The 12,211-nt window shown below is 27.1% G+C and carries 12 protein-coding genes, 1 tRNA gene and 1 pseudogene; 12 read left to right on the top strand and 2 right to left on the bottom strand.

The window, feature by feature from the left end; genetic code table 11:
* Positions 1 to 73: 73 nt before the first annotated feature.
* From LEQ07_RS10300 to LEQ07_RS22535, 10 genes and pseudogenes are all read left to right on the top strand, one after another.
* Positions 74 to 162 (top strand) — tRNA-Ser (locus LEQ07_RS10300).
* A gap of 80 nt (positions 163 to 242) precedes the next feature.
* Positions 243 to 2,199 (top strand): annotated as a pseudogene (locus LEQ07_RS10295) (SNF2-related protein).
* A 251-nt stretch (positions 2,200 to 2,450) separates the two neighbouring features.
* Positions 2,451 to 2,678 (top strand): hypothetical protein, encoded by a 228-nt coding sequence (locus LEQ07_RS10285; RefSeq protein ID WP_226896692.1) that lies wholly within the window; start codon positions 2,451 to 2,453, stop codon positions 2,676 to 2,678.
* 130 nt (positions 2,679 to 2,808) lie between these two features.
* Entirely contained in the window at positions 2,809 to 3,096 is a 288-nt protein-coding gene (locus LEQ07_RS10280) for a hypothetical protein (RefSeq protein WP_263330580.1), read from the top strand.
* Between the two features lie 171 nt (positions 3,097 to 3,267).
* On the top strand, positions 3,268 to 4,134 hold the full coding sequence (locus LEQ07_RS10275; protein WP_332843091.1) for a LacI family DNA-binding transcriptional regulator: 867 nt from the start codon (positions 3,268 to 3,270) through the stop codon (positions 4,132 to 4,134).
* A gap of 11 nt (positions 4,135 to 4,145) precedes the next feature.
* Positions 4,146 to 4,271 (top strand): hypothetical protein, encoded by a 126-nt coding sequence (locus LEQ07_RS23015; protein ID WP_442952420.1) that lies wholly within the window; start codon positions 4,146 to 4,148, stop codon positions 4,269 to 4,271.
* A 273-nt stretch (positions 4,272 to 4,544) separates the two neighbouring features.
* On the top strand, positions 4,545 to 6,200 hold the full coding sequence (locus tag LEQ07_RS10270; protein ID WP_046823069.1) for a PTS transporter subunit IIBC: 1,656 nt from the start codon (positions 4,545 to 4,547) through the stop codon (positions 6,198 to 6,200).
* A gap of 4 nt (positions 6,201 to 6,204) precedes the next feature.
* On the top strand, positions 6,205 to 6,993 hold the full coding sequence (locus LEQ07_RS10265) for an endonuclease/exonuclease/phosphatase family protein (protein ID WP_046823070.1): 789 nt from the start codon (positions 6,205 to 6,207) through the stop codon (positions 6,991 to 6,993).
* A gap of 153 nt (positions 6,994 to 7,146) precedes the next feature.
* Complete coding sequence (locus LEQ07_RS10260) at positions 7,147 to 8,808, top strand: glycoside hydrolase family 13 protein (RefSeq protein ID WP_263330579.1); 1,662 nt, start codon at positions 7,147 to 7,149, stop codon at positions 8,806 to 8,808.
* Positions 8,809 to 8,839: 31 nt separating this feature from the next.
* Positions 8,840 to 9,373: a sugar O-acetyltransferase gene (locus LEQ07_RS22535; protein WP_263330578.1), complete on the top strand. Its 534-nt coding sequence runs from the start codon at positions 8,840 to 8,842 to the stop codon at positions 9,371 to 9,373.
* A 171-nt stretch (positions 9,374 to 9,544) separates the two neighbouring features.
* Here LEQ07_RS22535 and LEQ07_RS10250 read toward each other — a convergent pair whose 3' ends face one another.
* Together LEQ07_RS10250 and LEQ07_RS10245 are read right to left on the bottom strand one after the other, a co-directional pair.
* On the bottom strand, positions 9,545 to 9,700 hold the full coding sequence (locus LEQ07_RS10250; protein WP_263330652.1) for a TetR-like C-terminal domain-containing protein: 156 nt from the start codon (positions 9,698 to 9,700) through the stop codon (positions 9,545 to 9,547).
* Between the two features lie 23 nt (positions 9,701 to 9,723).
* Positions 9,724 to 10,134, bottom strand: coding sequence for a TetR/AcrR family transcriptional regulator (locus LEQ07_RS10245; protein ID WP_263330577.1), 411 nt, complete (start codon positions 10,132 to 10,134; stop codon positions 9,724 to 9,726).
* A 154-nt stretch (positions 10,135 to 10,288) separates the two neighbouring features.
* Between LEQ07_RS10245 and LEQ07_RS10240 the strand changes: the two genes are divergently transcribed.
* Both LEQ07_RS10240 and LEQ07_RS10235 read left to right on the top strand, forming a co-directional pair.
* On the top strand, positions 10,289 to 11,005 hold the full coding sequence (locus LEQ07_RS10240) for an ABC transporter ATP-binding protein (RefSeq protein WP_046823074.1): 717 nt from the start codon (positions 10,289 to 10,291) through the stop codon (positions 11,003 to 11,005).
* Positions 11,005 to 12,099, top strand: coding sequence for an ABC transporter permease (locus tag LEQ07_RS10235; RefSeq protein ID WP_263330576.1), 1,095 nt, complete (start codon positions 11,005 to 11,007; stop codon positions 12,097 to 12,099). Before LEQ07_RS10240 ends, LEQ07_RS10235 begins: the two co-directional genes overlap by 1 nt.
* Positions 12,100 to 12,211: the final 112 nt, after the last annotated feature.

Raw genomic sequence — 12,211 nt, 5'->3', positions numbered from 1 at the left:
TGTAAAAAAAGTAAAAAATTATTTACAAATTAATAAAAATATGATATATTGTCTATATAAGTTAATGAAATACGGAGAGGTGTCCGAGTGGTTTAAGGAGCTGGTCTTGAAAACCAGTGACTCCGAAAGGGGCCGTGGGTTCGAATCCCACCCTCTCCGCCAGTTTTAAAAGTACCTGAGTTTGAAGGTACTTTTTTTGTATTTATAAAACTATATATTTTAAAGTTTAAGGTGGTGAAATTATGAAAGTTAGTACAATTAAAAGCATTATTTTAAATAATACAGAAAAGAATAGACATAACTCTGGAGTTGCAATTTATAAAAACAACTTAGTAAGTGAAAGCTATATAAAGAAAGAAAATAATAATATAAATTTTTATGCTGTAGTTGGTAATGAAATGTTTAATGAAAAAAACAATTCTTTAATAACTATAAGCGAAAAAACCAATAGAATAGTGTCAACTAGCTGTGATTGCAATGATTGGTTAAATAAAAGTATGGAAAGTAATACATTTGTTTGTAAGCATATAGTTGCAACTATTTATAAGTGTATAGATGACCTTACAAACAAGAAGAACAATATAAAAAGCACTCAAAATAAACTTAATAATAATGAAGTAGCATATGCTAAGGCTAAAGTAACATATAAGTTTGATTTGGATGAAGACGATAATTTGAGACTTTCTTTTAATATAGGAAATCTCAATAGAAAAAGATATAATGAGATATTTAGTGCATACAAAGAAAATAAACGTCTATATAGATTGAAAGAATCTATATACTTGGATTTACATAATAAAGATATACAGGAATTATTAGAACTTATTGATACGTTGGGGATTCCTGTTGAAGCAGATGATTTTAAAGTTGAAAATAGTAAACTTTTATATATAGACAATTATATAAAAGAAAATAAACTTAATTTTATATCAGGAAAAGAATACATAGATAAAATAATGTCTGGATTTAATGAAAAAATAAATTGCGAGATTCCGCAAAATATTAAAAATATATTAAGGGAATATCAATTAGAAGGGGTTAACTGGTTTAATAGTATAAGTAACTATAACTTTGGAGGGATCTTAGCGGATGAAATGGGTCTTGGAAAGACACTACAAACAATTGCGTTTATTAGTAGTCAAAAAAAATCGAAAAATATAGTTGTAACACCTACATCACTTATACACAACTGGAAAAATGAAATTGATAATTTTGCTTCAAATTTGAAGGTAGGAATAGCATATGGGGATAAAAAATCAAGAGACTTAATAATTAAAAATTATAGAGATTATGATGTAGTTTTAACTACTTATTCTACAATTAGAAATGATTTTGAGAAATATAAAGACAAAAAATTTGATTATATGTTCATAGATGAAGCTCAAAATATAAAAAATCCAGATGCTATAGTAACTAAATCTATAAAGAGCATTAGCGCTGATATTAAGTTTGCCTTAACAGGGACTCCATTAGAAAATAACTTATTAGAACTTTGGTCTATATTTGATTTTATAATGCCTGGGTATTTATATGATAAAAAAGAATTTCAAAATAAATTTGTAGATGGAGACATTAAAAAATTAAAAAAATTAATAAAACCTTTTATATTGAGAAGAACAAAAAAAGAAGTTATAAAGGAATTACCAGACAAAATAGAAAAGAAATTCATTGTAGAATTAAATAAAGAACAAAAGAAAATATATGATATTTATAATAAAAGTGTAATAGAAAAATTAGAAAGTACTAAATATGAAAATGATAAAATAACAATATTTTCATATTTAACTAAACTGAGACAATTATGTCTTCATCCTAAGACCTTATTGAAAGAGTATAGTGGCAAGAGTTCTAAAGTTGATATTTGTATAGAAATTTTAAATGAAGCTATTTTAAATGGGAGAAAGATATTATTATTTTCTCAGTTTACAAGTGTTCTGAGATTAATAGAAGAAGAACTTAAAAATAAAAATATAAAATCTATGTATTTAGACGGAAAAACTAAAGCTAAAGATCGTATAAATTTAGTTAATGAATTTAATGAAAATAAAAATATTAATGTTTTTAATATCTTTAAAAGCTGGAGGCACAGGATTAAATTTAACTAGTGCTGACATGGTTATACATTTTGACCCATGGTGGAATTTAGCCGTAGAAAATCAAGCAAGTGATAGATCTCACAGGATAGGTCAAAAAATGTAGTTGAAGTAGTAAAATTAATATCAAAAGACACAATAGAGGAAAAGATAGTTTTATTACAAGAAAATAAAAAGGATATGATTGATAATATTATTGACGATAGCTTATCTAATTCTACTAATTTAAAAGGATTAAGTAAAGAAGACTTAATAGAATTATTCAAATAGAAGTGATGTAACAAAAAGCTAAAAAACTACATATTATTGTATAAGTAGATAAAACTACTTATACAATAATATGGGAGATGTTAAAAAATGGGTAAAAAGAAGGTAGAAGATAATATAAAAAAAGTGACTAAACCAGTAACAGATGTAGGTAAAGAAGTTTTAAATGGAGCTGGAAATATAGGAAAAGAAACTATAAATACAGGGTTGAATGTAGGTAAAGATGTTATAAATGGAGTTGGAAACATAGCTAAGGAAACTATAAATACAGGGGCAAATGTAGGTAAAAAAGTTAAAGATAACATCAAAGGTAAATAGATACACTAAAGGGAGTTTTATACTCCCTTTTATTGTGTAAATATTGGAATTAGCACGATATTACATAAAACGACAAAAGAATGAGTTATAATAATCAAGCACAATATAAAATTAGAAAGGAGAATTAAAAGTGGGGAATAAAATGGAATTACTAAAAAGCTCTTATGAACTATTATTAGAGGCTGATGAGGTGTTAAGATCCAATTTTGATTATGAAAGTATTTTAGAACATAGCTTTATAGATGAGGAAGAAGAAGTTATTTTTACAAAAGATACATTTGGAAATTACATACAATATGATATTAGTGATTGTTATACTCCTTTAATAAAAGCTTTAAAAACTTATAGATGTAAGGAAATAAGTGATATTTATAAAGAGTTAAAAAAAATAAGTATAGAGGCTAGAAATATTTGCTAAATAATAAAAATAACTAAGGCTATAATGAATGTTATAAAGTCTTAGTTATTTTTATTATTTAAAATAATGAATAGAGAAGTTATAGTTAAATATGATATAATAATTAGACATGATTAGAAATAATATGATAAAAAATTTATATAAAAATAAAAAATATTGAGGGTATTTGGTATGATTAAAGTAACTATAAAAGATGTTGCAAAAGAGGCAGGAGTTGCAACTTCTACAGTGTCTAGAGTTTTGTCTAATAATCCTAAAATTAGTGAAGAAACTAAAGCTAAGGTCAATGAAGCAATAAAAAAGTTAAATTACAAACCTAATGCAATTGCAAGAAGTCTTGCAAATAATAAAACAAAAATATTGGGAGTAGTTTTACCAAGTGAAGCAGATGACTTACTTACAAATCCATTTTTTATAAATGCCATGAAGGGGATGAGTATTTATGCACAAAATAAAAACTATTATATTACATATGTGTTTGCAAAAGATGGAAAAAAGGAGTTTGAAAGTATAAAAGAAATTACTAACACTAACTTAATTGAAGGAATTATACTTCTAAGAGTAAATGAAAATGATGAAAGTATTAAGTTTTTAAACAATATAGAATTTCCTTTTGTAGCAATAGGAAGGCCCGAAAAAACAGAAGATATATTGTGGGTGGATAATGATAATTTCCAGGCTATGTATAATGTAGTAAATAGGCTTATTCAAAAAGGTCATAAAAAAATAGGATTTATAGGAGCTATAAAAACTTTGAATATGTCAAAAGACAGATTGAAAGGATATAAAATGGCTTTGGAAGTGAATGGATTAAATTATGATGAAGATTTAGTTATACATAAGCAACTTTTTAAAGAAAATACAGGATATGATGCAGCTAAAGAATTGTTAAGAAAAAATGAGATTACAGCTATTGTAACTACAGATGATTTATTGGCATTTGGAGTGTCTCAGTTACTAAATGAAAAAAATTTAGAAAAAATATCATTAGTTGGATTTAATAATATCCAACTTTCAAATACCAGACACCACCATTAGCATCTGTAGATATAAATGCAGATGATCTAGGATACTATGCTGCAAAACTACTTATTGAAAAATTAGAAAATCAAGACACAGTAAATACACATTACATAGTAAATACAGAGTTTATAGAAAGAGAATCTTTTAAATAAATTATATATAGAAGGTTTAAGACTGTCTTAAACTATTCTATATATAATAGATGTGTATAATAGCTTTGTGCAAATGGTTGCATTATTGAAATTAATGATTTATATCAAATTTACAAAAAAATTAAAAAAATCTTGAAAACATTTTCATGAGGTGTTATAATTTGCTTATAATAAAGGTGAGAAATAAAAAAGTTGTATATTTTTTTACTATTTAATGCAATCGATTGCATTAGGTAGAGACAATACTTAAATTAAAAAGGAGATGAGTTTAAAATGAGTAGTAAAACAAAATTAATTTCATTTGACTTTTGGCAAAAGCTAGGTAAAGCTTTATTAGTGGTTATAGCGGTTATGCCAGCAGCAGGGCTTATGGTTTCTATAGGAAAACTTATAGGTATGTCATCTGATGCTCACTTAATAATGACAACAGCAAAAGTTGTGGAAGATATAGGTTGGGGAATAATTGGAAACCTACATATACTATTTGCTGTTGCAATAGGAGGATCTTGGGCAAAAGAAAGAGCAGGAGGAGCTTTTGCTGCTGTAATTGCATTTATATTAATAAATCGTATCACGGGAGTTGTACTTGGTGTAAATGCAGATATGCTTTTAGATCCACAAGCAACAGTAACTTCTTTAACAGGATCTACACTTTTAGTTAAAGATTATTTCACATCTATATTAGGTGCACCAGCACTTAACATGGGAGTGTTTGTTGGTATAATATCAGGGTTTATGGGAGCTGTACTTTATAATAAATTCTACAACTTTGATAAACTTCCTAAGGCTTTAGCATTTTTCAATGGAAAACGTTTTGTTCCGTTTGTTGTTATATTAGGTTCTGTAATAACTGCAATTATATTATCTATAATTTGGCCATTTGCACAGGGAGCTTTAAATGCTTTTGGTATGTGGATTGCATCTTCTAAAGATACTGCTCCGGTTTTAGCGCCATTTGTATATGGAACACTTGAAAGATTATTACTACCATTTGGACTTCATCATATGATAACTGTGCCTATGAACTATACAGAACTTGGAGGTATATATCATATTGCAACAGGCGCAGCTGCAGGAACTACAGTTGCAGGACAAGATCCATTATGGCTTGCATGGATAACTGATTTAATTAACTTTAAATCTGCAGGAGATATGGCATCGTATAAAGAGTTATTAACAAGTATAACACCAGCTCGTTTTAAAGCAGGGCAGGTTATATTATCAACTGCATCACTTGCAGGTATATCTTTAGCAATGTACAAAAATGTTGATAAAGATAAAGCTAAAAATTACAAACCTATATTTATATCTGCTATGCTAGCATGTTTCTTAACTGGGGTTACAGAACCAATAGAATTTATGTTTATGTTTATATCACCAGTTTTATATATAGTTTATGCAATTCTTACAGGACTTGCATTTGCACTTGCAGATATAATTCACTTAAGAGTGCATGCTTTTGGATTTATAGAATTTTTAACTCGTACTCCAATGCTTGTTAAAGCAGGACTTACAATGGATTTAGTTAACTTCTTTATATCATGTGTTGTATTTTTCTTACTAAACTTTGGAATATTCAATTTCTTAATCAAGAAGTTTAATATTGCAACACCAGGACGTAAAGGAAACTATATAGAAGAAAGTAACGAAGAAGAGAGCAAAAAGGTAGATACTAACAACATAGCTCAAGATGTATTATCAAGTAAAATAATCAACTTACTTGGAGGAGCTGATAATATAGAAGACGTAGATGCATGTATGACTAGATTAAGAGTAACTGTAAAAGATGTGAGCTTGGTTGGAAGTGAAAAAGATTGGAAGGCACTTGGTGCATTAGGACTTATTGTCAAAGATAGAGGGGTCCAAGCGATATATGGACCAAAGGCTGATGTTTTAAAATCTAATATATTAGATATGTTAGGAGTGTAAAACAGTGAAGCTTTTAACATTGAATTGCCACTCTTGGCAAGAAGAAAATCAAATTGAAAAAATATCTTATATAGCTAAGGTCATAAATGAAAAAGAATATGACGCTATAGCTCTTCAAGAAGTAAGTCAATTAATATGTTCAGATATAGCTTATGATAATGTGAAAGCAAATAACTTTGCATTGTTACTTCAAGATGAATTAAAAAAACTTGGAAATGAGAATTATACACTCCATTGGGATGTTGCTCATATAGGTTATGATATATATGAAGAGGGGCTTTGTCTTATGACAAAGCTTCCTATAGTTAAAAAGGATAGTTTTAACATATCTATAAGTGAGGATATCAATTTTTGGAAAACTAGGAAAATAGTTAAGTTAAATGTAGTTTATAACAATTATGAAATTAGTTTATATTCGTGTCATTTAGGATGGTGGAATGATGATGAAGAGCCATTCAAAGAACAGTTTGATAAACTTTTTATGCAAATTGAAAATGATAAATTTGCATTTGTGATGGGGGATTTTAACAATAATGCTAATGTAGAAAATGAAGGATATGATTATATTTGTGAAAAATTATTTGACACATATAATTTATCAAATAATAAAGATTCAGGAATAACTGTAAAAGGAAAAATTGCAGGGTGGGATAAAAATAAAGAAAACTTAAGGCTAGATTTAATTCTTTCAAATAAAGAAATCAAAGTAGAAAGTTCTAATGTTATTTTTAATGGAATAAATAAAAATGTGGTATCAGACCATTATGGGGTAGAGGTAGTTGTAAATATATAGTTTATAAGGTGGTTTGAAGTCAATAAATTTGCTTCCTTCACACAAAGTACAAAAAACGTACTTTAAGTGTTTCGTCAGCAAATATATTAACTTCAAACCATTATATTAGCAATGGGTGAAGAAGAAAATGGAAAGTTATGGAGGTTGATATATATGAAAAAGACTTGGTGGAAAGAAGCCGTAGCTTATCAAGTTTATCCTAGAAGTTTTAGAGATTCTAATGGAGATGGAATTGGAGATTTAAGAGGGATTATACAAAAGTTAGATTATATAAAAGATTTAGGTATAGATGTAATATGGGTTTCACCTTTTTATAAGTCTCCTAATGATGATAATGGATATGATATTAGTGACTATAGAGATATTATGGATGAATTTGGTAGTATGAAAGATTTTGATGAACTATTAGATGAAGTTCATAAAAGAGGAATGAAGTTAATTATAGATTTAGTAATAAATCATACTAGTGATGAACATCCTTGGTTTGTGGAATCTAGATCTTCTAAAGATAGCAAAAAGCGAGATTGGTATATATGGAAAGATGGAAAGGATAGTAAAGAACCAAATAACTGGGAAAGTATATTTGGAGGATCTGCATGGGTTAAAGATGATCTAACAGATCAATACTATTTACATCTTTTTACTAAAAAGCAGCCAGATTTAAACTGGGAAAATAAAGATATGAGATTAGCAATATATGACATGATGAACTGGTGGTTAGAAAAAGGGATAGATGGATTTAGAGTAGATGCGATTAGTCATATAAACAAAGAAAAAGGGTTTTTAGATATGCCAAATCCAGACAATTTAAAATATGTTTCGTGTTTTGAAAAGCATATGAATGTAGATGGAATCCACAATTATTTAAAAGAGATAAAAGAAAATACTTATGGAAATTATGATGTTATGACAGTTGGAGAAGCTAATGGAGTAACTCCTGAAGATGCTCATCTTTGGGTATCACAAAAAGATGGTAAGTTTGATATGGTATTTCAGTTTGAGCATTTAGATTTATGGAATAGTGATATGGATAAGACTATTGATTTAGTTGAATTTAAAAAAGTATTAAGCAAATGGCAAACCAATTTACATGGATTAGGATGGAATGCTTTATTCATAGAAAATCATGATATACCTAGGATTGTATCTATGTTAGGTAATGATAAAGAGTATTGGTATGAAAGTGCTACGTGCTTAGGGCTTATGTATTTTATGCAAGAGGGGACTCCTTTTATATATCAAGGTCAAGAAATAGGGATGACAAATGTAGAGTTTAAAAATATTGAAGATTATAATGATGTGAAAACTAAAAATAATTATTATATAGGGTTAGATTCAGGGGATAGTCATGAAGAGCTTATGAAACGAGCATGGAGGTTATCTAGAGACAATGCCAGAACTCCTATGCAGTGGAACAGTAGTGATTTTGGAGGGTTTAGTAGTGTAACACCTTGGATAGGAATAAATCCAAACTATAAAAATATAAATGTTGAAAATCAAATAATGGATAAAAACTCTATATTAAACTTTTATAAAAGTATGATTAAAATTAGAAAAGAATATGAAGCTTTAATATATGGTGAGTATAAATTAATATTAGAAAATAATACAAATATATATGCATATGAAAGAGTATTAGATGATAGTAAATTTTTAGTAATTAGCAATATGTCTAATGATAATGTTTTATATAATTACGATGAAGTAAAATTAAATTACAAAAACTTAATTTTATCAAATATAGAAGTAAAAGAGCATGATATAATAAGTTCGATGAATTTAAAACCTTGGGAATGTAGATTATATAAAATATAATAAGGGGTATTTATATGACTGAAAAGAAAAAATGCTAAAAGGAGATGCATATATTGCATCTGATCCAGAGCTAGTAAAAGATAGACAACAAGCTAGGATATTAACAAGATTATATAATCAAACTATAGATACTGATGATTATACAAAAAATGAAATTTTAAGAAAGCTACTTGGATCTACCGGTGAAAATGTATATATAGAACCAAGTTTTAAATGTGATTATGGTTACAATATACATTTAGGCGAAAATTTTTATGCTAATTTTGATTGTATAATGTTAGATGTATGCGAAATTAAAATTGGTAAAAATGCAATGTTAGCACCAAATGTTCAAATATACACAGCTTATCATCCTATAGATCCTAAATTAAGAATTTCAGGAATCGAATATGGATCTCCAGTAACAATAGGAGATAATGTATGGATAGGCGGGGGTGCTATAATAAACCCAGGTGTAAATATAGGCGATAATGTTGTTATAGGATCTGGTAGTGTTGTTACAAAAGATATACCATCTAATTGTGTAGCTGTAGGAAGTCCGTGTAAAGTAATTAAAAATATTTAAATAAAAAATTCGCTTTGCTCATGTCGCCAACGACTATGTCCGTTGCTCAAAATATCATTTTTTACTTTCGACAAAACATTTGTATAACTACGTTGTATAAGTTATCCACAAACATTTGTTAAGTATGATTTCCTTAAGCGTAAAAAATGGCTATCTTATTAAGATAGCCATTTAATTTTTTATAACTGAATTAGAAATAGAAACTATAATATTAGATGTTATACAAGCTAACTCATAAGGTGTTTCAACCATTCCATCTTCAAGCCATCTGGATATAATTCCAATATGCATGGATGTTGCTGTTTCAATTAAATATTTTAGAGGGATACAAAATGCATCTGGAGTTTTTATTACAGATATTTTTTTATAAACTCTTCAATTAGACTTTTAAATTTTAAATGAAAGTTTAAGTCTCCATTTCCGCCTAGTATAACTTTTACAAAGTCAGAGTTTTTACCTATACATTCATAAACGCAGCTTAAAAAAGGAATTATAGTAGTTGCATCTTGTATGGGTAAAGATTGAGGGTTAAATATTTTAAATGCATCAGCTAATACTTCTCTTATTTCGTTTAATATATCATTTTGACTTTGTTCTAATAAATCGTATTTATCCATGTAATGTAGGTAAAAAGTAGCTCTGTTAATATTAGCTTTGTCAGTAATATCTTTTATAGTAATTTTATCAAATGGTTTTTCTTTCATTAATGATGTTAAAGATTTTTTAATTACACTTCTAGTTTTTAAAATTCTTCTATCCATAATATCCTCCTAAACTAAATATAATCAACAAAATCATGAAATGTGTTTAATAATAAACACATCGAGAGTTTTTAATTATTGTTATATATTATGACTTAATTATAATTATAATATAAGGATTAATCAACACCGTGTCGATTAAAAGGAGGTTAACATGAGTATTGTTAAAGTAAAAAATATTACTAAGGAAGTTTCTAAAATTAAAATTCTTGATAATGTAAGTTTAGAAATTGAAGAGGGAGAAATATTAGGATTAATAGGACCATCTGGGTCTGGAAAGAGTACATTTATAAAATCTATTATAGGTATGGAAAAAATTAGTTGTGGAGAAGTATTCATATTAGGAAGTAAAATACCAAATAGAAACATATTACAAAGTATTGGATATATGGCTCAGTCTGATGCTCTATATGAGGATTTGACTGGTAAAGAAAACCTAGAATTTTTTGCTAAAATATTTTCAATAAATAAGTATGAGATAAATAAAAGAATAGAGTATGTATCAAATTTAGTTAATATGCAAAATGATTTAAATAAAAAGGTTAAATATTATTCTGGAGGTATGAAAAGAAGGTTATCATTAGCTATATCATTAATACAGGACCCAAAAGTTTTAATACTAGATGAACCTACTGTAGGAATTGATCCTAAACTTAGACTTAGTATTTGGAATGAGCTAAATAAATTAAAATTAAATGGGAAATCCATAATAATAACAACTCACGTAATGGATGAAGCTCAAAGATGTGACAAGTTAGCATTAATAAGAAATGGTAAAATTATAGCAAATGGAACACCTAGTAAATTAAAGGATGAATTTAAAGTAGATACTATTGAGGATATATTCTTAAAAATAGGAGGTGAAATTTAATGAGGGTAAAAGCTATTATAATAAGAATAATAAAACAAACCATTCATGATAAAAGAACATTAGCACTTATGATGGTTGCACCTATGATTGTTATGACTTTAGTTTATTTTTTATTTAACTCTAATGAAGAAAACTTATTAAATGTAGGGGTTTATAATACATCATCAGAGTTTAATGAATCACTTAAAGATGCAGATCTTAATATAAAAGAATACAGTGATAAAAATAATATTAAAAATAAGATAACAAATCAAAATTTAGATGCGTTTATAGTTAAAAATAATAATAATGAATTAGAAATAACATATGAAAATAGTTCACCAATAAATACAAAAGAAATTGAAGGAAAAGTACAATCAACTATATTAAAAGATGAATTTTTAAAAATTTCTTCAAAAGTTAATAAAAACATTGGAGAAAGTAATAAAATATCGATAGACTCAAGTTATGTATATTCAAATGAAGACTTAACATATTTTGATACTTTAAGTCCTATACTCATTGGTTTTTTTGTATTCTTCTTTGTATTTTTAGTTTCGGGAATATCTTTATTAAAAGAAAGAACTACAGGTACATTAGATAGATTACTATCTACTCCTATAAAAAGAAGTGAAATTGTATTAGGGTACTTGGCTGGCTATGGTATATTTGCTGTAATACAGACTATATTAATCGTGTTATTTTCGATTTACATATTGAATATAACGATTGAAGGTAATATATTGTTGGTAGTTATTGTAAATATATTAATTGCGCTTGTAGCATTATCATTAGGACTCATTTTATCTACATTTGCTAATTCAGAGTTTCAAATTATGCAGTTTATACCTATAATAATAGTTCCTCAAATATTTTTTACAGGGCTAATACCGATAGAAAGTATGAGTATATGGCTGCAAAATATTGCTAGAATAACGCCTTTATATTATGGAGCAAGTGCTTTGAGCGGAATATTTATAAAAGGTTTTGATTTTTACAACATATATAATGATTGTATTATTTTAATAATATTTATAATAGTTTTATATGTTTTTAATATATTAGGATTAAAAAGATATAGAAAATATAGTATAAGTATAACTTTCCACATATAAAACTAATAAAGAAGTTTTATATGTGGAGGGGTTATGGAAGGATTTATTGCATAAGATAGATGAAATGAAATTTAATTTAAGATCTAAAGATGATTAAATCTATAAAAGTAAA

The sequence above is a fragment of the Paraclostridium sp. AKS73 genome (assembly GCF_025671395.1).
GTDB classification, from domain to species: Bacteria; Bacillota; Clostridia; order Peptostreptococcales; family Peptostreptococcaceae; genus Paraclostridium; species Paraclostridium benzoelyticum.
This window is presented reverse-complemented; position numbering and strand designations above follow the sequence as displayed.

Bases quoted from the DNA above. Each gene is read 5' to 3' on its own strand.
- LEQ07_RS10275 (WP_332843091.1), top strand. From the start codon at position 3,268: ATGATTAAAGTAACTATAAAAGATGTTGCAAAAGAGGCAGGAGTTGCA.
- LEQ07_RS10245 (WP_263330577.1), bottom strand. From the start codon at position 10,134: ATGGATAGAAGAATTTTAAAAACTAGAAGTGTAATTAAAAAATCTTTA.
- LEQ07_RS10260 (WP_263330579.1), top strand. From the start codon at position 7,147: ATGAAAAAGACTTGGTGGAAAGAAGCCGTAGCTTATCAAGTTTATCCT.
- LEQ07_RS10270 (WP_046823069.1), top strand. From the start codon at position 4,545: ATGAGTAGTAAAACAAAATTAATTTCATTTGACTTTTGGCAAAAGCTA.
- LEQ07_RS10235 (WP_263330576.1), top strand. From the start codon at position 11,005: ATGAGGGTAAAAGCTATTATAATAAGAATAATAAAACAAACCATTCAT.
- LEQ07_RS10285 (WP_226896692.1), top strand. From the start codon at position 2,451: ATGGGTAAAAAGAAGGTAGAAGATAATATAAAAAAAGTGACTAAACCA.
- LEQ07_RS10240 (WP_046823074.1), top strand. From the start codon at position 10,289: ATGAGTATTGTTAAAGTAAAAAATATTACTAAGGAAGTTTCTAAAATT.
- LEQ07_RS22535 (WP_263330578.1), top strand. From the start codon at position 8,840: ATGCTAAAAGGAGATGCATATATTGCATCTGATCCAGAGCTAGTAAAA.